Below are 19,720 nucleotides of genomic sequence, written 5' to 3'. Positions count from 1 at the left end.
AGGCTCGCTGCTCTGCTCGCTTGACCCCGTAGTGATTTATTCGCTTGTGCGAGCGGATGCCGGCAGCAGGTCGACGGCGTTGTCACGCCCCGCGACCAGCGGGTAGATGATCCCGGCGAGTGCCGCGCCGATGATCGGCGCCACCCAGAACAGCCAGAGCTGGCCGATCGCTTCGCCGCCCACGAACAGCGCAGGGCCGGTCGAGCGGGCCGGGTTCACCGACGTGTTGGTGACCGGAATCGAGATCAGGTGAATCAGCGTCAGGCAAAGGCCGATCGCGATCGGCGCGAAGCCGGCCGGTGCGCGCTTGTCGGTGGCGCCCAGGATCACGAACAGGAAGAAGCCCGTCATCACGACTTCGCAAATGAACGCCGCGCCGAGTGCGTAGTGGCCGGGCGAGCGCTCGCCGAAGCCGTTCGTCGCGAAGCCGCTGCCGACGACGTCGAAGCCCGGCTTGCCGGTCGCGATCAGGTACAGCACGAATGCGCCGAGCGTCGCGCCGACAACCTGCGCGACGATGTACGGCACGAGATCGCGTGCGGGGAAGCGGCCGGCGACCGTCAGGCCGACGCTCACCGCGGGATTCAGGTGGCAGCCCGAAATATGGCCAATTGCGAATGCCATCGTCAGCACCGTCAGGCCGAAGGCAAGTGCGACGCCGGCAAAGCCGATGCCGAGGCCCGGAAAGGCGGCGGCCAGCACGGCGCTTCCGCACCCGCCGAGCACCAGCCAGAACGTGCCGAATGCCTCTGCAGCGAGACGCTGAGAAAGATTCATGTAAGGACCTCGTTCAAGTTCAAGTGGATTGAAGGCGACCGGACGACGCGACGCATTTAAACCGTCATCCGGAATTGGTCTGGATTATAGGAAATGAATCGGGTGGGGGAGGGTCAACGATTGTTAAATTTTAATGGCTGACGAATGCCCTTATTAGAATAAGTCCGCATTCTCGATATAGTCGAATCGGTTAAAGATGGCAGCATTAATTTCGAAGGGCAGGGCGGCAGTGCGGATGGCGTAACGGATGTTGGTGTCCCGGCCGGATTCGCCGGGGCCGCATCATCAAAAGGGGAGTCGAAAAATGTCTCAATACGCGAAACTCAAGGCGCAGATCGCGGATCTGCAGGCCCAGGCGGACGATGTGCGCCGCCAGGAAGTGGCGGCAGTGATTGCCGAAGTCCAGCAAAAGATTGCCGAATATGGACTGACTGCCCAGGATCTGGGCTTCGCGGAGCGAGCGAAGCGCGGGCGCCCGCCGAAGAAGGCGCCGCTGCCGCCGAAATACCGCGATCCGAAGTCGGGCGCGACCTGGAGCGGGCGCGGCAAGCCGCCGAATTGGATCGTCGGTAAAAACCGCGATCGTTTCCTGATCGAATGATCGAAAACCCCAAACAAAAGAGCCGCATCGAGATGCGGCTCTTTTGTTTGGCGCGCCGATTGCGGCGCGGATTGGATTACGAAATATTTCTTCGCGGATTTCCGTATCAGGCGCCGGCGACGCGGCGCAATACCGGCTGGCGTGCTCCCGTGCAAAGCGATTCGTAAGTTTCGACATAACGCTGCGCCATTGCCTTCGAGCTGAAGCGCGTATCGAAACGTTCCCGGATTGCGGTGCGCGACAGGCTGTCGATCCGGTGCAGTGCGCCGACCGCGCCCTGTACGTCCTCGACGATGAAGCCCGTGACGCCGTCCTCGATCACTTCCGGCACCGAGCCGCGGTTGAATGCGACGACCGGCGTGCCGCAGGCCATCGCCTCGATCATCACGAGGCCGAACGGCTCCGGCCAGTCGATCGGGAACAGCAGCGCCTTCGCGCCGGACAGGAACGCGGGCTTCTGCGCCTCGTTGATCTCGCCGATGAATTCGACGTGCGCCTCGCCGAGCAGCGGCTCGATCACTTCCTTGAAATAGTCGGCGTCCGCCTTGTCGACCTTCGCGGCGATCTTCAGCGGCAGCCCGCTTTGCGCGGCGATCCGGATCGCGGTGTCGACGCGCTTTTCCGGGCAGATCCGGCCGAGGAACGCGAGGTATTCGGGCTTCACGCCCGGCTGCGGCGTGAGCAGCGTGTCGGGCAGCCCGTGATACACGGTGCCGGCCCACGCGGCCTGCGGCAGCGGCTTGCGCTGGTTGTTCGAGATCGACACGACCGGCGCGTCGGGAAACGCGTCGAACACCGGCTGCAGTTCCGGCAGGTCGAGGCGGCCGTGCAGCGTCGTCACGTACGGCGTGTCGAGGCGCGACATCAGCGAGAACGGCAGGTAGTCGAGGTGGAAGTGCAGCACGTCGAATTCGTGCGCGACCCGGGCAACCTGCTCGAGGAGGCGCATATGGGGCGCCATCGAATCGCGGATCGACGGATCGAGCCGCAGCGCGCGCGGCCAGGCCGCCTCGAGGCGCGCCGACGTGACGGAGTCGCCGCTGGCGAACAGCGTCACGTCGTGGCCGAGTTCGACGAGCGCCTCGGTGAGGTAGGACACGACACGCTCGGTGCCGCCGTAGAGTTTCGGCGGAACGGCTTCGTAAAGCGGCGCGATCTGGGCGATTCGCATGGGTGTTCTCCTGTTTGATCCGGGGGCACGGTGGTGCCGGTGCGGATCCCGTACAAGGTTGCGGAACTCGCCGACGCACGCGGTTGGCGGTACGTGGCCGTGCCCTGGGCGGGGTGCGCGGGGCGCCGGACGGCAAGCTGCGGGGCGGGCCGGCACGGCTCGCGCCGCCGCCCATTGGAGTCCATTATCGATATCGCCCTGAGGGGTTCGAGTGTTTTTTCAAACACTTAAGGCTTGTTACACGATGAAATACGCAAAAACCCCGAGAAAAAGGGCGCGGAATCAGGAATGGAGACAGATGCAACTATTGTTGCGTCATTGTGAAAAAGCACTATAATTTTTACCGATCCGATTGCCGGCAGCCTTGCCGGCAAGCCTTTCGTCATTGAACCGGGGCCATTGGATCCATCTCGGCCGAACCCGCGTCGGAACTTGCTTTCGCGATTGAAGCTTTCAATTCGCCTTGTCGGAAAAATTCCTACACGGTTTACAGACAAATCCTGCATGGCATACGCCACTTCGCTGATACCGGCATAAATGCCGTTTGGCCAAAATTCGCCCTGTAAGACTATAAACGAGCCGACCGAGCGCCCAGAGCGCTCCGAGCGAGCAAACGTTTTCATAACACGAATGGCCAAAGAAAGCTCTTTAACGGGGGAATCATGAGCGCTACCAGCGAAATGCTCAGTGAGATCAAAGAGGTCAACCTGTCGTACCTCCTCCTCGCGCAACGCCTGCTGCGGGAAGACAAGGCGATGGGCATGTTCCGCATGGGAATTTCCCAGGAACTGGCCGACGTGCTCGGGAACCTCACGCTCGCACAGACCGTGAAACTCGCCGCGTCCAACCAGATGCTGTGCCGCTTCCGCTTCGATGATCACGCGCTGCTGTCGTCGCTCGCCGACAAGGGCCGCAGCGATGTCGTCGCGCACGCCCACTCGGCCATCCTGATGGCCGGGCAGCAGGTCGAAGGCGTCCGCTGATCCATCACCCCGCCTTGCGTTGAGTCCCGGCGTGTCGCGCCGGCGGGCAGCGTACTGGCCATCCATCCGAATCACGTCAAGCGGACGGTTATCACCATGGCAAGCAAAAGCGTCGTGATCGAGGTGAAGGAAATCACCCTCGCCATCGAACTGATCGAACTGGGCGCCCGGCTGCAGTTGCTGGAAGCGGAGACGAGCCTGTCGCGGGATCGTCTGATCAAGCTGTACAAGGAACTGAAGGGCGTGTCGCCGCCGAAGGGGATGCTGCCGTTCTCGACCGACTGGTTCATGACGTGGCAGCCGAACATCCACTCGTCGCTGTTCTACAACATCTACCGGTTCATGCAGGACCACGGCCGCTGCGAGCCGATCCAGTCGATCGTGAAGGCGTACCGGCTCTACCAGGAGCACGTGAACCTGTCCGGCGACGAAGCCGCGCTGAGCCTCACGCGCGCTTGGACGCTCGTGCGTTTCTTCGATTCGGGGATGCTGCAGATGACCCCCTGCACGCGCTGCGGCGGCCACTTCGTCGCGCATGCGCATGATCCGCATCAAGGTTTCGTCTGCGGCCTTTGCCAGCCGCCGTCGCGCGCGGGCAAGACCCGCAAGGCCGCCGCCGCGCGCGCCGAACTGGCCGCCGCCGCGGCCTGAGCGCCGCCGGGCGGGCGCGAGCGGGCCGCGCCGGGCGGTGCGGATCGCCCGCTAATCGTCTGCGAATTGCTGGTAAACACCGTCGGGCCGCCGCCGGGCGGCCGCGAAAGTTTTCCTGCCGACTGCCGTAAACCTGTTTAACGGCGGTCTCCCCGCCGGTCATTCGTGAGGGACAGGCAGTGCTGATTATCGTGGGAACACTCGTGACGCTGTTGTCCGTCTTCGGCGGTTATGCGCTGGCAGGCGGGCATCTGGGCGCGTTGATCCAGCCCGTCGAGATCCTGATGATCGTGGGTGCCGGCGTCGGCGCATTCATCCTCGGCAACGGCGGCAAGACCATCAAGGCGACGCTGCGCGTGCTGCCGACGCTCTTCAAGGGCTCGAAATACACGAAGGATGTCTACATGGAGCTGATGGCGCTTCTTTACGTGCTGCTCGCGAAGGCACGCAAGGAAGGCACGCTCACGCTCGAGGCCGACATCGACGATCCGGAAAAGAGCCCGATCTTCACGCAATACCCGAAGATCCTCGCCGATCACCACATCGTCGAATTCCTGACCGACTACCTGCGCCTGATGGTGGGCGGCAACATGAACGCGTTCGAGATCGAGAGCCTGATGGACGAGGAGATCGAGACGCACCACGCGGAAGGCGAAGGCCCCGCGCATGCGTTGATGCGCGTCGGCGACGCGATGCCGGCATTCGGCATCGTCGCGGCCGTGATGGGCGTCGTGCACACGATGGCGTCCGCCGACAAGCCGCCCGCGGTGCTCGGCGCGATGATCGCGCAGGCGCTGGTCGGCACGTTCCTCGGGATCCTGCTGTCGTACGGGCTGATCGGGCCGCTCGCGAGCCTCGCGGAGCAGCGCGTCGCCGAGTCGACCAAGATGTTCCAGTGCATCAAGGTGACGATCCTCGCGACGCTGAACGGTTATGCGCCGGCGATCGCGGTCGAGTTCGGCCGCAAGGTGCTGTTCTCGACCGAGCGCCCGTCGTTTTCCGAGCTCGAAGAGCACGTGCGCCGCGTGAAGGCGAAGTGACGCGGAGCCCCCGATGAGCAAGAGCAAGGATCGCGCAATCGTCGTCAAGCGGGTGGCCCCGGCGAAGAAGGGGCACCACGGCGGCGCATGGAAACTCGCATACGCGGACTTCATGACCGCGATGATGGCGTTCTTCCTGCTGATGTGGCTGCTGAGCTCGGTCACGCCGGTGCAGCTGAAGGGGATCGCCGAATACTTCAACACGCCGCTGAAGGCCGCGCTGTTCGGCAGCGGCGACCGCAGCTCGCAGGATTCCAGCATCATCAACGGCGGCGGCCGCGACCTGTCGAGCGTCGACGCCGGCACGCTGCGCCGCACCGACGGCATGACGCAGCTCGCCGAGCGTCTCGCGAAAGCGGGCGACGAGAATTCCCGGTCGCAGGCGCAGGGTGCGCAGGACCGGCTCGAGCAGGCGCGCCTGCACGACCTGCAGATCAAGCTGATGGCCGCGATCGAGGCCAACCCGACGCTGCGCCAGTTCAAGCAGCAGATCCGCATCGATTCCACGCTGATGGGGCTGCGCATCGAGATCGTCGATTCGCAGAAGCGGCCGATGTTCGCGATGTCGAGCGACCACGTCGAGCCGTACATGCGCGACATCCTGCGCGAGATCGGCAAGACGCTGAACGACGTGCCGAACCGGATCATCGTCCAGGGCCATACCGACGCCGTGCCGTACGCGGGCGGCGAGGGCGGCTACAGCAACTGGGAACTGTCGGCCGACCGCGCGAACGCGTCGCGCCGCGAGCTGATCTCCGGCGGCATGGACGAGGCGAAGGTGCTGCGGGTGCTCGGCCTCGCGTCGACGCAGAACCTGAACAAGGCCGACCCGCTCGACCCGGAAAACCGCCGGATCAGCGTGATCGTGCTGAACCGCAAATCCGAAGAGGCGCTGATGCGCGACGATGCGACGACCACGACGCTGTCGGCCGATGCGGCCGGCTCGCAGCAGCTCGCGCAGCAGCTGGCCGGCCCGGCGCCGGCCGCGCGGCCGGCGCTCGCGGCGTCCGCCGTCGCCGTGCCGAAACCCTGACGCTTAAAAGATTCCGAGACAGACATGATCCGAACCATTCTCGCCATCGACGACTCCGCGACCATGCGTGCGCTGCTCCAGGCAACGCTGGCGCAGGCCGGCTACGACGTGACGGTGGCGCCGGACGGCGAGGCCGGCTTCGACCTGGCGGCCACCGTGCCGTACGACCTGGTGCTCACCGACCAGAACATGCCGCGCAAGAGCGGGCTCGAAGTGATCGCCGCGCTGCGCAAGCTGACCGCCTATACGGAAACACCGATCCTCGTGCTGACGACCGAAGGCAGCGACGCATTCAAGGACGCCGCGCGCGACGCGGGCGCGACCGGCTGGATCGAGAAGCCGATCGACCCCGCCGTGCTGGTCGACCTGGTCGCGACGCTGTCCGAACCGGCCGCCTCCTGACATTCACGCGACGCATTCAACCCGGGACCGGGCATGACTCTCGACATCACTCAGTTCTACCAGACATTTTTCGACGAAGCGGACGAGCTGCTCGCGCAGATGGAGCAGTTGCTGCTGAACCTCGACGTCGGTTCGCCCGACCCCGAGGATCTGGCCGCGATCTTCCGCGCCGCGCATTCGATCAAGGGCGGCGCCGCGACGTTCGGCTTTTCCGCGCTGACCGATACGACGCACATCCTCGAATCGCTGCTCGACCGCGCACGCAACCATGAGCTGACGCTGACCAAGGAAATGGTCGACGCGTTCCTCGAGACCAAGGACGTGCTGTCCGACCAGCTCGTCGACTACCGCGCGAGCGCCGAACCGGACGCGGCCGCCGCCGCGACGATCTGCGCGAAGCTCGAGCGGCTGAAGGCCGAGAGCGGCGCGGACGCGCCGGCTGCCGCTGCCGCGCCGGTCGCCGCTGCCGCTGAACCGGCCGCGCCGGCCGCTCCGGCCGTGGAGACGGCCGCCGGCGACGATCGTGCGCCCGACCACGTGGTCGAGCAGGCCGTCGCGGCTGCGCATCCGGCAGCCGATGCCGGCGCGGACGAAGGCGGCCCGCACCTGAAGATCACGCTCGTGGGCGTCGACGCGAAGGACCAGGAGCTGCTGACCGAAGAACTCGGCAACCTCGGCCGGATCGTGGGCCGCGAGCAAGCGGGCGCCGACCTGACGCTGTGGGTCGAATCGGACGTGCCGTCCGACGACATCGTCGCCGTGTGCTGCTTCGTGATCGACGAAAGCCAGATCCGCGTCGCGCACGGTACGGCGCCGGCCGCACCGGCCGCCGCTCATGACGCCGCGGCATCCGCCGTGGAGCCGGCCCCCGCTGCAGAACCGGCCGCCGCCGCGCAGCCGGTGCGCGCCGAGGTCTTCGCGCCGCAGGCCGCCGCGCAACCGGCCGCACCGGCATCGGCAGCGCCGCCCGCGCCCGCGCCCGCCGCGCCGGCTGCCGCCGTGCCGGCGCCGCAGCCGGCCCAGCAAGCGCACGCCGACCACGCGCCGCAGGCCGCCGCGCATCACGACGACAAGCGCGCGCGCCCGGCCGCCGCGGCCGCATCGGGCGCCGAAGGCAGCTCGATCCGCGTCGGCGTCGAGAAGGTCGACCAGCTGATCAACCTCGTCGGCGAACTCGTGATCACGCAGGCGATGCTCGCGGAAACCGCGAGCGCGTTCGATCCGGCGCTGCACGACCGCCTGTTTAACGGGATGGCGCAGCTCGAGCGCAACGCGCGCGACCTGCAGGAAGCCGTGATGTCGATCCGGATGATGCCGATGGACTACGTGTTCAGCCGCTTCCCGCGGCTCGTGCGCGACCTCGCCGGCAAGCTCGGCAAGCAGGTCGAGCTCGTCACGTTCGGCCAGGCGACCGAGCTCGACAAGAGCCTGATCGAACGGATCATCGATCCGCTCACCCACCTCGTGCGCAACAGCCTCGACCACGGGATCGAGACGGTCGACAAGCGCGTCGCCGCCGGCAAGGATGCGGTCGGCCAGCTCGTGCTGTCGGCCGCGCATCACGGCGGCAACATCGTGATCGAGGTGAGCGACGACGGCGCGGGCCTGAACCGCGAACGCATTCTCGCGAAGGCCGCGAAACAGGGCATGCAGGTGTCCGACAACATCAGCGACGACGAAGTCTGGCAATTGATCTTCGCGCCGGGCTTCTCGACCGCCGAGACGGTGACCGACGTGTCGGGCCGCGGCGTCGGGATGGACGTCGTGAAGCGCAACATCCAGTCGATGGGCGGTCACGTCGAGATCACGTCGCAGGCCGGCCGTGGCACGACCACGCGGATCGTGCTGCCGCTCACGCTCGCGATCCTCGACGGGATGTCGGTGAAGGTCGGCAACGAGATCTTCATCCTGCCGCTGAACTTCGTGATGGAGTCGCTGCAGCCGTCGAACGACGACATCTACACGGTCGGCAACGGCGAGCGCGTGGTGCGCGTGCGCGGCGAATACCTGCCGCTCGTCGCGCTGCACGAGGTGTTCTCGGTCGATGACGCGCGCACCGACCCGACGCAGGGGATCGTCACGATCATGGAAACCGAGGGGCGCCGCTTCGCGATGCTGATCGACGAACTGGTCGGCCAGCAGCAGGTGGTCGTGAAGAACCTCGAAACCAACTACCGCAAGGTGCACGGCATCTCGGCGGCGACCATCCTCGGCGACGGCAGCGTCGCGCTGATCGTCGACGTCGCGGCGCTGAACCGCGAAACCCGTGCGACGCACGGCGCCCGTGCCGGCGCCGAGCTCGCGATGTTCTGATGTCTCTCGCCATTCAACCGATTGGGGGCAAACGTGTCTGCTGAAGTCCAAATGATCAATCCGGCCGCGGCGAACGCGGCAACGAGCCGCCGCGACGCGGAACAAGGCGACGCGACGGGCCAGGAATTCCTCGTGTTCACGCTCGGCGACGAGGAATACGGGATCGACATCCTGAAGGTGCAGGAAATCCGCGGCTACGACAGCGTCACGCGCATCGCGAACGCGCCGGATTTCATCAAGGGCGTGATCAACCTGCGCGGGATCATCGTGCCGATCGTCGACATGCGGATCAAGTTCCATCTCGGCCGCGTCGAGTACGACCACCAGACGGTCGTGATCATCCTGAACGTCGCGCATCGCGTGGTCGGGATGGTGGTCGACGGCGTGTCGGACGTGCTGACGCTGCAGACCGACCAGATCATGCCGGCGCCGGAATTCGGCGCGACGCTGACGACCGAGTACCTGACGGGCCTCGGCACGGTCGACGGCCGGATGCTGATCCTGATGGACATCGAGAAGCTGATGTCGAGCCGTGAAATGGCGCTGATCGAGACGCTCGGCGGGTAAGCGCGCCGCGCGCGCAGGAATTTCGGGAGAATCTGCAATGTTGCATAACTGGTCGATCCGCACGACGCTCACGGCGGTCGGACTCATCCTGGTGGCGCTGGCCGCAGCCGTCGGCGGGCTCGGCCTGTACGCGCTGAATCACGCGAGCCGCTCGCTCGACGAGATCGCGCACGTCGACCTGCCGGCGATCCACACGCTCGACGACACGGCCGCGCACCTGCTGCGCTCGCGCGTCGCGCTCGACCGCTTCCGCACGCTGACCGAAGCCGGCAACACGGCCGACGCGCCGAAAGTGCTCGACCGCGCGCAGGAGCTGTTCGCGAAGTCGAACCAGAACTGGCAGGCGTTCCAGTCGTTGCCGAAGCTCGGCGTCGAGCAGGCGCTCCTCGACGAGCTCACCGCACGCTACACGACGATCGTGAAGGAAGGCGTCGAGCCGGAATTCGCGGCGGCGCGCGCGGGCGACATGGCGGCGTACCACGCGATTGCCGACGCGAAGATCAGCCCGATGTTCGTCGCGTTCGACCAGACCGCGGCGGCCGTGATCGCGTCGCTGCAGAAGCGCGCGGAAGAACGCCAGGCCGCGACGCAGTCGCAGATCTCGCTGATGATCGGGCTGATCGCGGCCGGCATCGCGATCGCGTTCGTCGTCGTGATCGCGATCCGCTTCGCGCTGCGCGGCCTGATCGTGCAGCCGCTCGAGGACGCGATCGCGCACTTCGAGCGCATCGCCGGCGGCGACCTCACGCAGCCGGTGAACGTATTCAGCACCAACGAGATCGGCCGCCTGTTCGGCGGCATCAAGCGGATGCAGGACGCCGTCACGGCGATGGTGCAGGCCGTGCATCGCGGCACCGAATCGATCGACGTCGGCGCGCGCGAGATCTCGACCGGCAACACCGATCTCTCGCAGCGTACCGAGGAGCAGGCCGCGTCGCTGCAGGAAACCGCGTCGAGCATGGAGCAGCTCACGGGCACCGTGCGCCAGAACGCGGAGAACGCGCGGCAGGCGAGCCAGCTCGCGGTGAACGCGTCCGACATCGCGACGCAGGGCGGCGACGTGGTCGGCCAGGTCGTGTCGACGATGCAGGACATCGCGGCGAGCTCGGGCAAGGTCGTCGACATCATCGGCACGATCGAAGGCATCGCGTTCCAGACCAACATCCTCGCGCTGAACGCGGCGGTCGAAGCCGCGCGCGCGGGCGAACAGGGCCGCGGCTTCGCGGTGGTCGCGGGCGAGGTGCGCTCGCTCGCGCAGCGCAGCGCGAGCGCCGCGAAGGAAATCAAGCAGTTGATCGGCGATTCGGCGGAGAAGGTCGAAAGCGGGTCGGCGCTCGTGTCGCGCGCCGGTTCGACGATGGACGAGATCGTGCAGGCCGTGCGCCGCGTGACCGACATCATGGGCGAGATCAGCGCCGCGTCCGAGGAGCAGTCGACCGGCATCGAGCAGGTCAACCGTGCCGTCGGCCAGATGGATTCGGTCACGCAGCAGAACGCGGCGCTCGTCGAGCAGGCGGCCGCCGCGGCCGCGTCGCTCGAGGAGCAGACGCGCCAGATGAAGACGGTCGTCGCAGGCTGGCGCGTCGCGGGCGGCATCGTGCTCGCGCCGTCGCGCGGTGTCGCGCGGCCGGTCGCGCATGAACCGGCGCCTGCGCCGGCGCTGACGTCGGAGCCGCGTTTCGACGCGGCGCCGGTCGCCGCGCTGCCGGCCCCGCCGGCCGCCGCCCAACCCGCACGGCGTGCCGCGCCGGCGCCGCGTGCCGCGGCCGCGTCGGGCGCCGGTCACGAATCGAAGCGCGCGGCCGATGCCGGTGCGCACGCGCCGAAGGACGCGCCGGCTTCCCGTGGCGCCGCCGCGGGCGGCTACGGGCCGCGTCTCGCGAAAACCGCTGCGCCGGCCGGCAAGCCGGCCGCGAAGCCCGCGCTCGTGCGCCCGGCGCTGAACGGCGAGAAGCCGGCGCCGGCCACGTCCGGCACGTCCGATGACGATTGGGAGACCTTCTAAATCATGTCGCACGCGCGCGCGCCGTTTCGACCCGATGCACCGGATGCCTCGCCTCGCGCGGGCGAGCCGGGGCGCGACTTCGCGTTCACGGGCGCGGATTTCGCACGCATCCGCGCGCTGATCCATCAACGCGCGGGGATCTCGCTGTCCGAGCACAAGCGCGACATGGCGTACAGCCGTCTCGCGCGCCGCTTGCGGGCACGCGGCCTCGACACGTTCCGCGACTACCTCGACCTGCTCGAGCAGGAAGACGATCCGCTCGAGTGGGAAGCGTTCACCAATGCGCTGACGACGAACCTGACCGCGTTCTTCCGCGAGTCGCACCATTTCCCGATCCTGGCGGATTTCGTGAAAGGGCGCCCGGCGCCCGTATCGGTCTGGTGTTCGGCGGCGTCGACCGGCGAGGAGCCTTATTCGATCGCGATCACGCTGATCGAGGCGCTCGGCGAATCGGCCGCGCGCGGCGCGTCGATCCTCGCGACCGACCTCGACACGCAGGTGCTCGCGAAGGCGGAGGCCGGCATCTACACGTATGACCAGGTCAAGCACCTGGCGCCGGAGCGGCTGAAGCGCTTCTTCCTGAAGGGCACGGGCGCGCAGGCCGGCCGCGTGAAGGTGCGCCCCGAGCTGCGCGCGATGATCCGCTTCGAGCAGCTGAACCTGACCGATGCGGACTACGGGATCGCGAAGCCGTTCGACGCGATCTTCTGCCGCAACGTGATGATCTATTTCGACAAGCCGACGCAGGGGCAGGTGCTGTCGCGCTTCGAGCCGCTCGTGAAGCCGGGCGGGCTGCTGTTCGCCGGCCATTCGGAAAACTTCACGTACGTCACGCAGGCGTTCCGGCTGCGCGGGCAGACGGTGTACGAACTGACCCGCGACGCCGCGCAGGGCGCGCGGCCGCGTGGCGCGCAGGCGGCCGCGTCGGCCGCGACGGCGTCGCCGGTGCGTGCGCGGGCCGCGGGCGCCGTGCCCGCCTTTGGAGAGCGCGGATGAGCGCACTGCCGATCGCGACCAATCGCTACTTCGACAACCACTTCGGCCTGCCCGGCGTGAAGCTGCTGCCGAACGAGTTCTACACGACGTCCGAGGACATGGTGCTGATGACCGTGCTCGGCTCGTGCGTCGCCGCGTGCATTCACGATCCGTACGCGGGCATCGGCGGGATGAACCACTTCATGCTGCCCGACGACGGCGCCGATGCGGGCGCGGCCGCGTCCGACTCGATGCGCTACGGCGCGTACGCGATGGAAGTGCTGATCAACGAGCTGATCAAGGCCGGCGGGCGCCGCGAGCGCTTCGAGGCGAAGGTGTTCGGCGGCGCGGCCGTGCTGGCCGGCATGACGACGATCAACATCGGCGATCGCAACGCCGATTTCGTGCGCCGCTACCTGGCGCTCGAACGCATCCGCATCACCGCGGAGGACTTGCAGGACGTCCACCCGCGCAAGGTCGCATTCATGCCGCGCACGGGCCGCGCGATGGTGAAGAAGCTGCGGCTGCAGGTGCCGGGCGTGACCGAGCGCGAAGCCGCGCTCGCGCGCGAGGCCGACCGCCTGCGCGCCGCGCGGCCGCGCCCTCACGTCGAGCTGTTTGCGGCGAAACGGCCGGCCGCGCCGCAGCCGGCGCGCCCGCGTATCGAGCTGTTCGGCGCACGCGGCGCGGCGCCGGGCGGTGCCGGCGGCTCCAGTGGCTCCAGTGGCTTACGGGCAGCGAACCCGCAAGCCGGCAGCCCGTATGCGGCGAACCTATCAAGAAAGCAGGAGGCATGACCGCAGTGCAGAAGATCAAAGTATTGTGCGTCGACGATTCGGCGCTGATCCGCAGCCTGATGACCGAGATCATCAACAGCCAGCCCGATATGACGGTGGTCGCGACCGCGCCCGATCCGCTCGTCGCGCGCGAGCTCATCAAGCAGCACAACCCCGACGTGCTCACGCTCGACGTCGAAATGCCGCGCATGGACGGGCTCGACTTCCTCGAGAAGCTGATGCGCCTGCGGCCGATGCCGGTCGTGATGGTGTCGTCGCTGACCGAGCGCGGCTCGGAAATCACGCTGCGCGCGCTCGAGCTCGGTGCGGTCGATTTCGTCACGAAACCGCGCGTCGGGATTCGCGACGGGATGCTTGACTACGCGGAAAAGCTCGCCGACAAGATCCGCGCGGCGTCGCGTGCGCGCGTGCGCCAGGCGCCGCAGCCGCAGGCCGTCGCGCGCGCGGCGGACAGCCATGCGGCCGCGCCGATGATCAACAACCCGCTCGTCAGTACCGAGAAGCTGATCATCATCGGCGCATCGACGGGCGGCACCGAGGCGATCCGCGAAGTGCTGACGCCGCTGCCGCCGGACGCGCCGGCCGTGCTGATCGCGCAGCACATGCCGCCGGGCTTCACGAAATCGTTCGCACAGCGGCTGAACGGCCTGTGCCGGATCGCGGTGAAGGAAGCCGAGCACGGCGAGCGCGTGCTGCCGGGCCACGCGTATATCGCGCCGGGCCACGCGCACCTGTTGCTTGCGAGGAGCGGGGCGAACTATATTGCGCAACTGTCGGACGAGCCGCCGGTCAACCGGCACCGCCCGTCGGTCGACGTGCTGTTCCGCTCGGCGGCGACGCACGCGGGCAAGAACGCGATCGGGGTGATCCTGACCGGGATGGGCCGCGACGGCGCGGCCGGCCTGCTGGAAATGAAACGCGCGGGCGCCCACACGTTCGCGCAGGACGAAGCAAGCTGCATCGTGTTCGGGATGCCGCGCGAGGCGATCGCGCTCGGCGGCGCGGACGAGGTCGCGCCGCTCGCCGACATGAGCCGCCGCGTGATGGCGCGCCTGGCGACGATGGGCGACCGCGTGCAGCGCGTTTGAATGGAATGTCACGGGGCGCGTGCCACGATACGCGTCCCGACGGAAACGAATCTGGAAAGGAACGACGATGGACAAGAGCATGAAAATCCTGGTGGTGGACGATTTCCCGACGATGCGCCGGATCGTCCGCAACCTGCTCAAGGAACTGGGCTACTCGAACGTCGACGAGGCCGAGGACGGCCTCGCCGGCCTCGCGCGGCTGCGCGGCGGCGGCTACGACTTCGTGATCTCGGACTGGAACATGCCGAACCTCGACGGCCTCGCGATGCTGAAGGAAATCCGCGCGGACGCGACGCTCACGCACCTGCCGGTGCTGATGGTCACGGCCGAGTCGAAGAAGGAGAACATCATCGCGGCGGCGCAGGCCGGCGCGAGCGGCTACGTCGTGAAACCGTTTACGGCCGCGACGCTCGACGAGAAGCTGAACAAGATCATCGACAAGATGGCGAAGGCCGGGAGCTGACGTGAACGAGCCGATCCATGCCGCGCTGACGGGCGCCGGGTTCAGCGCCGACGGCCAGGCCGAAGGTGCCGATTACGCGAGCGACCGCATCCTCGCGCGCATCGGCCATGTCACGCGCACGCTGCGCGATTCGATGCGCGAGCTCGGGCTCGACAAGCATGTCGAGCGGGCGGCCGAAGCCGTGCCCGATGCGCGCGACCGGCTGCGCTACGTCGCGACGATGACCGAGCAGGCCGCCGAGCGCGTGCTGAATGCGATCGAGGTGGCCAAGCCGATGCAGGCGCGCCTCCAGAGCGAAGCCGAAGCGCTCGACGCGCGCTGGGCGCAGTGGTATGCGGCGCCGATCGAGCACGCGGAAGTGCGCGAGCTGATGGACGATACGCGCACGTTCCTGCGCACGCTGCCCGAATCGACGTCGGCGACCAGCGCGCAACTGCTCGAGATCATGCTCGCGCAGGATTTCCAGGACCTGACCGGGCAGGTGATCAAGAAGATCATGGACATGGTCTACCTGATCGAGCAGCAGCTCCTCACGGTGCTCGTCGAAAACATCGCGCCCGAGCGGCGCGAGCAGTTCGCGGCCACCGCGGCCGCGCTCGCCGCCGAGCAGATGAGCTCGACCGGCAGCCCCGAGTCGCTGCTGAACGGCCCGCAGATCGCGCCGGAAGGCAAATCCGACGTGGTCCAGGACCAGGGGCAGGTCGACGACCTGCTCGCCAGCCTGGGCTTCTGACCCTGCCGCGTGCATCGGCGCGCCTCCGTTTCGCGGGGCGGCGCGATGCATGCGTCGCGCCGTTTCCACAACGTCCACCACGTTTACCCGGGCTAGCCGCCTGCGCACGCGCCGGTCGGCCTGCGTCGAATTGACACTTCGACACACTCAGCAGGCATACTACGCGTCAGCAGCAACGAAGCGTCATTCATACGACTCATACGTCGGCAGGCGGCGCGGGCACGATCGCCGCGCACGCTGCCACGAAGCCAGTCCCGTGGGAGGGAATGTGAAGCTGAAACGCTTGGGCCGCGCCGTCGCGCACGCGACGGCTGCAACGGGTGTGCTGTGGGCCGTCCACGCGCACGCCGAACTGGGCGGCGCACCGATGTCGCCGCCGGCGGACGATCAGGCCGCAAGCGTGCGCGCGCTGCAGCGCGCGATGCGTTCGGCGGACGGCGTGCAGGCGAGTGCCGCCGCCTATACCGTCCGCGAAATCACGCTCGGGTCGGGCACCGTCATTCACGAATACACGTCGGCCGCCGGCAGCGTGTTCGGCCTCGCGTGGCAAGGGCCGACGATGCCGGATCTCGCATCGCTGCTCGGCAGCTATTTCCCGCAGTACACCGCTGGCGTCCAGGCGGCGCACAAGGCGCGCGGCTGGCGCGCGCCCGTGTCCGTCGACACGAGCGGCCTCGTGATCCGCACGGGGGGCCACATGGGCGCCTTCTCGGGCCAGGCGTGGCTGCCGGCGGCGCTGCCTGCCGGCCTGGCCGGCACCGACATCCAGTGACAGCGGGAGAGCGACCTTGAGCATTCCTCGTACATTCAAGCGCTGGCTCGGCGTGCTGGGCCTCGCGGCGGCGACGGCCATCCTCGTGACCGCATGCGGTGGCGGCGGCGACGGCGGCGGCAGCAGCAACTCGGGCAACACCGGCAACAACGGTTCGGGCGGCTCGGACGGCAATTCCGGGAACACGGCCGTCATCAACGTCAACGCCGGCGTGGCGAACGTGATCAACATTCCGACCATCAGCGTGAAGGTCTGCGCGCCGGGCACGTCGAACTGCCAGGTGGTCAACAACGTGCTCGTCGATACCGCGTCCTACGGGCTGCGGCTCGTCGGCAGTGCGGTGTCGGGCGTGCTCGGCAGTCTCCCGCAGGTGACGAGCGGCGGCGCGCCGGTCGCCGAGTGCGGCAAGTTCGTGTCGAGCTATACATGGGGTTCGGTGCGCACGGTCGACCTGTCGATCGGCGCCGAGCAGGCGCGTTCGCTGCCCGTGCAGATCATCGGCGACCTCGGCACGACGAACGTGCCGGCCTCGTGCACGAACGGCGGTGCGTCGGCCAACTCGGCGAGCGCGCTCGGCGCGAACGGGATTCTCGGCATCGGGCCGGCGCCGGTCGACTGCGGCACGACCTGCGCGACGTCGACGTCGTCGAGCAACAACTACTACGCGTGCCCGAACGGCGACAACGCGAACTGCGCGGTCGCGCTCGTGCCGGTGGCGCAGCAGGTGGCCAACCCGGTTCATCGTTTCGCCGACAGCAGCGGGGTGAGCGTGACGATGCCGAGCATCTCGAACAGCGGGCAGGCCAGCGCAACCGGGACGCTGACGTTCGGCCTGCCCGACCTGACCGGGAAGACCGTGATGACGTCGACCACGACGGGCGACGTCAACGCGACGTTCCTCGGGCGCAACGTGACCGCGTTCTTCGATACGGGCTCGAACGCGTATTTCTTCAACGATTCGTCGGCGAACGGGACGGCATGCACGAGGAACACGCAGTTTTACTGCCCGGCGACTACGGTCAATGACTCGGCGACACTGACCGGCCAGAACGGCGTGTCCGGCACCGTGCCGATCACATTCATGAACGCGGATTCGCTGTTCTCGAACCCGTCGACATACGCGTTCAACGACATCGCGGGCCCGTTCGGTTCGTCCAGCTGGCTCGACATCGGCATGCCGCACTTCTACGGCAGGACGATCTACTTCGGGATGGACAAGACCTCGACCGGCGGCGCGCAGCCGTTCGTCGCGTTCTGACGCGGCAGGGCCGCACGCTGAAGGGAACGGGGGCGAGAAATCGCCCCCTTTTTTTATCCGGCGGCCGCGCACGGCACGACGGGGCGGGCCGGAGCGCCGCCGCGTGCGGGCACAGCGCCTACGATGTAATACCGGCGGCCGTGCCGGCACGACATCGAGGAGGCAGCGCCATGAGCCCGCGCATACAACGCATCACCCCGTTCCTTTGGTTCGACCGCGACGCCGAGGCGGCCGCCGGTTTCTACGTGTCGGTGTTCGACAACGCGCGCATCGTGCACGTCGCGCGTTACGGCAAGGCCGGCGCGCACGCATCCGGCAGCGCGGAGGGCGCGGTGATGACCGTCGCGTTCGAGCTCGACGGGCAGGCGTTCATCGCGCTGAACGGCGGCCCCGTGTTCCAGATCACGCCGGCCGTGTCGTTCGTCGTCAACTGCCGGGACCAGGACGAAATCGACCGCTATTGGGCGCGCCTGTCCGAAGGCGGCGACGAGCGCGCGCAACAGTGCGGCTGGCTGCGCGACCGGTTCGGCGTGTCGTGGCAGGTCGTGCCGGTGCAGCTGCCGGAACTGATGGCGGGCGATCCCGCGCGCGCCGAGCGCGTGATGGCGCAGGTGATGACGATGAAGAAGCTCGATCTCGCCGCGCTGCAGCGGGCGGCGGCGGGCTAGGCGCGTGCGCCGGCCCGTTGCCGGCGTGAACGGTGCCTCGCCGGCCCCATGGCCGGCAGGGGGCCGGGAAAGCCCGTGATCGGCGTATACGGGCGCTAGACCGGCGGCCGGCCGGCACGCCTCAGCTGCGTATGGTCGAGGAAGCGGTGGCCGGGCCCGTACGCGGTGCTTTCGATCCGGACGGCATCGGCCGGCGCGACCGGGCGCCCGGCGGCATCGACCGACACCGATTCGATCTCGACGACCGGCACGCACCAGGCCGCGCGGGCACGTTCCGACGGTTCGCCGCGCGCGTCGGCGCAGCGGAAAGCGACGCTCGCGGGGACATCCTGCGCGCGCAGGGTTTGCGTCGACCCGTTCCACGCATGGTGCAGGGCGATCGTGCCGGGATGCGGTGCGTCAGGCGCCTGCGCGCCGGGCGGCAGGGCCGGCGTGCCCGCGCAGCCGGTTGCCAGCGCGCAGGCGAGCGACAGCGACGGAACGAATGGACGACGGAGCATGGTGCGGTTCGGCCGGAATCGGGAATGACGAAGCGTAGCGCGCCTTGCGCGCCGGCGTAATACCGGCCGGTTAATCGAATGCGTCACTCGCAGCGATTATCGATCGCGCCGGGTTTCATTCGGTTGTAATCAAGTGCCGGATTATCCGGGGCTGTCGTTTATGTCAGGTGTTAAAGATTATTAAAATGACGCGGCGTGCAAGCCTGTGGCGCCGCATTCCGCTGCGGTATCCGTTCCCGCGCCGTACTGGCATGCGCTTCAGCCGGGCGAGCGCATTACCCGCCATGTGAAAATAGATTGGAGTCCGCCGAAATTCAAACATATAATGCCGGCGTTGTTTCCGGGGTCGTCAATATAAAACAGGAGGGTAATAAGATGAATTTTTCAGAAGCCGTTCGTTCCGTACTCAATAAATACGCGACCTTCGAAGGCCGCGCGCGCCGTGCCGAATACTGGTATTTCGCGCTGCTCACCTGCGTGCTGTCGATCGTCGCGCAGGTCGTCGGCGCGGCGGGCCACGACGCGGGCCTGATCACGCTGCTGCTGCTCGTCGTGCTCGGCCTGATTTCGCTCGCGCTGATCATTCCGAGCATCGCGGTCAGCGTGCGCCGGCTGCACGATACGGGCCGCTCGGGCTGGTTCCTGCTGCTGGCACTGATCCCGATCGTCGGCGGCATCCTGCTGCTCGTGTGGATGTGCTCGCGCGGCACCGAAGGCCCGAACCGCTTCGGCGCGGACCCGATCGCGGCGGCCTGACCGACGCCTGCCCCGACGCGCGACGCTGTCGCGTCGGGGCCTGGTTTCGTGCCGCACCCCCTAGACCGCTACACCCGCTTCACCGCTTCACCGCTTCACCGCTTCACCAACCGCTTCACCATTTTCCGGCTTCGCGCCGTCGTCGCTCGGCCCGAAGCCCCAAGCCC

At 67.5% G+C, this 19,720-nt stretch carries 22 protein-coding genes; 18 read left to right on the top strand and 4 right to left on the bottom strand.

The window, feature by feature from the left end; all coding sequences use genetic code 11:
• Nucleotides 1-36 precede the first annotated feature (36 nt).
• Nucleotides 37-777 carry an aquaporin Z gene (gene aqpZ / locus DPV79_RS37110; RefSeq protein WP_021162848.1) on the bottom strand — a complete coding sequence of 247 codons (741 nt, stop codon included), beginning with the start codon at nt 775-777 and terminating at the stop codon, nt 37-39.
• A 304-nt stretch (nt 778-1,081) separates the two neighbouring features.
• On the opposite strand from aqpZ, the gene DPV79_RS37105 reads away from it, so the two are divergent.
• Nucleotides 1,082-1,378, top strand: coding sequence for an H-NS histone family protein (locus tag DPV79_RS37105; protein ID WP_021162849.1), 297 nt, complete (start codon nt 1,082-1,084; stop codon nt 1,376-1,378).
• Nucleotides 1,379-1,484: 106 nt separating this feature from the next.
• On the opposite strand, the gene DPV79_RS37100 is transcribed toward DPV79_RS37105, so the two are convergent.
• Together DPV79_RS37100 and DPV79_RS42340 are read right to left on the bottom strand one after the other, a co-directional pair.
• Nucleotides 1,485-2,549, bottom strand: coding sequence for a glycosyltransferase family 4 protein (locus DPV79_RS37100; protein WP_021162850.1), 1,065 nt, complete (start codon nt 2,547-2,549; stop codon nt 1,485-1,487).
• 227 nt (nt 2,550-2,776) lie between these two features.
• Nucleotides 2,777-3,172 carry a hypothetical protein gene (locus DPV79_RS42340; RefSeq protein WP_133295760.1) on the bottom strand — a complete coding sequence of 132 codons (396 nt, stop codon included), beginning with the start codon at nt 3,170-3,172 and terminating at the stop codon, nt 2,777-2,779.
• A 39-nt stretch (nt 3,173-3,211) separates the two neighbouring features.
• Between DPV79_RS42340 and flhD the strand changes: the two genes are divergently transcribed.
• From flhD to DPV79_RS37015, 16 genes are all read left to right on the top strand, one after another.
• A complete protein-coding gene (gene flhD / locus DPV79_RS37090) occupies nt 3,212-3,532 on the top strand; it encodes a flagellar transcriptional regulator FlhD (RefSeq protein WP_027788649.1) in 321 nt (106 codons plus the stop codon).
• A gap of 96 nt (nt 3,533-3,628) precedes the next feature.
• Entirely contained in the window at nt 3,629-4,183 is a 555-nt protein-coding gene (gene flhC, locus DPV79_RS37085) for a flagellar transcriptional regulator FlhC (protein WP_011350591.1), read from the top strand.
• A 179-nt stretch (nt 4,184-4,362) separates the two neighbouring features.
• Nucleotides 4,363-5,223 (top strand): flagellar motor stator protein MotA, encoded by an 861-nt coding sequence (gene motA, locus DPV79_RS37080; protein ID WP_011350592.1) that lies wholly within the window; start codon nt 4,363-4,365, stop codon nt 5,221-5,223.
• Nucleotides 5,224-5,236: 13 nt separating this feature from the next.
• Nucleotides 5,237-6,256 (top strand): flagellar motor protein MotB, encoded by a 1,020-nt coding sequence (gene motB / locus DPV79_RS37075; protein WP_048025309.1) that lies wholly within the window; start codon nt 5,237-5,239, stop codon nt 6,254-6,256.
• Between the two features lie 24 nt (nt 6,257-6,280).
• Nucleotides 6,281-6,658, top strand: coding sequence for a response regulator (locus tag DPV79_RS37070; protein WP_021164383.1), 378 nt, complete (start codon nt 6,281-6,283; stop codon nt 6,656-6,658).
• Nucleotides 6,659-6,691: 33 nt separating this feature from the next.
• Nucleotides 6,692-8,971, top strand: a complete 2,280-nt coding sequence (gene cheA / locus DPV79_RS37065; protein WP_113047749.1) for a chemotaxis protein CheA — start codon at nt 6,692-6,694, stop codon at nt 8,969-8,971.
• A 51-nt stretch (nt 8,972-9,022) separates the two neighbouring features.
• The gene (gene cheW, locus DPV79_RS37060) at nt 9,023-9,538 is read left to right on the top strand and encodes a chemotaxis protein CheW (protein WP_021164320.1); all 516 of its coding nucleotides are present in this window, start codon (nt 9,023-9,025) and stop codon (nt 9,536-9,538) included.
• A 37-nt stretch (nt 9,539-9,575) separates the two neighbouring features.
• Nucleotides 9,576-11,543 (top strand): methyl-accepting chemotaxis protein, encoded by a 1,968-nt coding sequence (locus tag DPV79_RS37055; RefSeq protein ID WP_113047748.1) that lies wholly within the window; start codon nt 9,576-9,578, stop codon nt 11,541-11,543.
• Nucleotides 11,544-11,546: 3 nt separating this feature from the next.
• Nucleotides 11,547-12,539 carry a CheR family methyltransferase gene (locus tag DPV79_RS37050; RefSeq protein WP_059587976.1) on the top strand — a complete coding sequence of 331 codons (993 nt, stop codon included), beginning with the start codon at nt 11,547-11,549 and terminating at the stop codon, nt 12,537-12,539.
• Complete coding sequence (cheD, locus tag DPV79_RS37045) at nt 12,536-13,315, top strand: chemoreceptor glutamine deamidase CheD (RefSeq protein ID WP_059587977.1); 780 nt, start codon at nt 12,536-12,538, stop codon at nt 13,313-13,315. The genes DPV79_RS37050 and cheD overlap by 4 nt, the downstream gene beginning before the upstream one ends.
• Nucleotides 13,312-14,403: a protein-glutamate methylesterase/protein-glutamine glutaminase gene (locus DPV79_RS37040; protein WP_042977249.1), complete on the top strand. Its 1,092-nt coding sequence runs from the start codon at nt 13,312-13,314 to the stop codon at nt 14,401-14,403. The genes cheD and DPV79_RS37040 overlap by 4 nt, the downstream gene beginning before the upstream one ends.
• 67 nt (nt 14,404-14,470) lie before the next feature.
• Nucleotides 14,471-14,866 (top strand): chemotaxis response regulator CheY, encoded by a 396-nt coding sequence (cheY, locus tag DPV79_RS37035; RefSeq protein WP_006485893.1) that lies wholly within the window; start codon nt 14,471-14,473, stop codon nt 14,864-14,866.
• Nucleotide 14,867: 1 nt separating this feature from the next.
• Entirely contained in the window at nt 14,868-15,599 is a 732-nt protein-coding gene (cheZ, locus tag DPV79_RS37030; RefSeq protein ID WP_021162684.1) for a protein phosphatase CheZ, read from the top strand.
• Between the two features lie 268 nt (nt 15,600-15,867).
• The gene (locus DPV79_RS37025; protein WP_059678248.1) at nt 15,868-16,371 is read left to right on the top strand and encodes a DUF2844 domain-containing protein; all 504 of its coding nucleotides are present in this window, start codon (nt 15,868-15,870) and stop codon (nt 16,369-16,371) included.
• 16 nt (nt 16,372-16,387) lie between these two features.
• The gene (locus tag DPV79_RS37020) at nt 16,388-17,629 is read left to right on the top strand and encodes a DUF3443 family protein (RefSeq protein WP_113047747.1); all 1,242 of its coding nucleotides are present in this window, start codon (nt 16,388-16,390) and stop codon (nt 17,627-17,629) included.
• A gap of 170 nt (nt 17,630-17,799) precedes the next feature.
• Nucleotides 17,800-18,297 carry a VOC family protein gene (locus DPV79_RS37015; protein ID WP_021162681.1) on the top strand — a complete coding sequence of 166 codons (498 nt, stop codon included), beginning with the start codon at nt 17,800-17,802 and terminating at the stop codon, nt 18,295-18,297.
• Nucleotides 18,298-18,392: 95 nt separating this feature from the next.
• Here the strand turns inward: DPV79_RS37015 and DPV79_RS37010 are convergent, their stop codons facing one another.
• Entirely contained in the window at nt 18,393-18,797 is a 405-nt protein-coding gene (locus DPV79_RS37010) for a hypothetical protein (RefSeq protein ID WP_060343785.1), read from the bottom strand.
• 375 nt (nt 18,798-19,172) lie between these two features.
• Here DPV79_RS37010 and DPV79_RS37005 point away from each other — a divergent pair, with 375 nt between their 5' ends.
• Nucleotides 19,173-19,553 (top strand): DUF805 domain-containing protein, encoded by a 381-nt coding sequence (locus DPV79_RS37005; RefSeq protein WP_021162679.1) that lies wholly within the window; start codon nt 19,173-19,175, stop codon nt 19,551-19,553.
• Nucleotides 19,554-19,720: the final 167 nt, after the last annotated feature.

The organism is Burkholderia reimsis, assembly GCF_003294055.1.
GTDB classification, from domain to species: Bacteria; Pseudomonadota; Gammaproteobacteria; order Burkholderiales; family Burkholderiaceae; genus Burkholderia; species Burkholderia cepacia.
Note: the sequence above shows the minus strand (reverse complement) of the source record. Positions and strands in the feature narration are given on the sequence as shown.

What these genes read in the sequence shown, in the direction of transcription:
- aqpZ (WP_021162848.1), bottom strand. Translation starts at nt 777, where the DNA reads ATGAATCTTTCTCAGCGTCTCGCTGCAGAGGCATTCGGCACGTTCTGG.
- DPV79_RS37105 (WP_021162849.1), top strand. Translation starts at nt 1,082, where the DNA reads ATGTCTCAATACGCGAAACTCAAGGCGCAGATCGCGGATCTGCAGGCC.
- DPV79_RS37100 (WP_021162850.1), bottom strand. Translation starts at nt 2,549, where the DNA reads ATGCGAATCGCCCAGATCGCGCCGCTTTACGAAGCCGTTCCGCCGAAA.
- DPV79_RS42340 (WP_133295760.1), bottom strand. Translation starts at nt 3,172, where the DNA reads ATGAAAACGTTTGCTCGCTCGGAGCGCTCTGGGCGCTCGGTCGGCTCG.
- flhD (WP_027788649.1), top strand. Translation starts at nt 3,212, where the DNA reads ATGAGCGCTACCAGCGAAATGCTCAGTGAGATCAAAGAGGTCAACCTG.
- flhC (WP_011350591.1), top strand. Translation starts at nt 3,629, where the DNA reads ATGGCAAGCAAAAGCGTCGTGATCGAGGTGAAGGAAATCACCCTCGCC.
- motB (WP_048025309.1), top strand. Translation starts at nt 5,237, where the DNA reads ATGAGCAAGAGCAAGGATCGCGCAATCGTCGTCAAGCGGGTGGCCCCG.
- DPV79_RS37070 (WP_021164383.1), top strand. Translation starts at nt 6,281, where the DNA reads ATGATCCGAACCATTCTCGCCATCGACGACTCCGCGACCATGCGTGCG.
- cheA (WP_113047749.1), top strand. Translation starts at nt 6,692, where the DNA reads ATGACTCTCGACATCACTCAGTTCTACCAGACATTTTTCGACGAAGCG.
- cheW (WP_021164320.1), top strand. Translation starts at nt 9,023, where the DNA reads ATGATCAATCCGGCCGCGGCGAACGCGGCAACGAGCCGCCGCGACGCG.
- DPV79_RS37055 (WP_113047748.1), top strand. Translation starts at nt 9,576, where the DNA reads ATGTTGCATAACTGGTCGATCCGCACGACGCTCACGGCGGTCGGACTC.
- DPV79_RS37050 (WP_059587976.1), top strand. Translation starts at nt 11,547, where the DNA reads ATGTCGCACGCGCGCGCGCCGTTTCGACCCGATGCACCGGATGCCTCG.
- cheD (WP_059587977.1), top strand. Translation starts at nt 12,536, where the DNA reads ATGAGCGCACTGCCGATCGCGACCAATCGCTACTTCGACAACCACTTC.
- DPV79_RS37040 (WP_042977249.1), top strand. Translation starts at nt 13,312, where the DNA reads ATGACCGCAGTGCAGAAGATCAAAGTATTGTGCGTCGACGATTCGGCG.
- cheY (WP_006485893.1), top strand. Translation starts at nt 14,471, where the DNA reads ATGGACAAGAGCATGAAAATCCTGGTGGTGGACGATTTCCCGACGATG.
- DPV79_RS37015 (WP_021162681.1), top strand. Translation starts at nt 17,800, where the DNA reads ATGAGCCCGCGCATACAACGCATCACCCCGTTCCTTTGGTTCGACCGC.
- DPV79_RS37010 (WP_060343785.1), bottom strand. Translation starts at nt 18,797, where the DNA reads ATGCTCCGTCGTCCATTCGTTCCGTCGCTGTCGCTCGCCTGCGCGCTG.
- DPV79_RS37005 (WP_021162679.1), top strand. Translation starts at nt 19,173, where the DNA reads ATGAATTTTTCAGAAGCCGTTCGTTCCGTACTCAATAAATACGCGACC.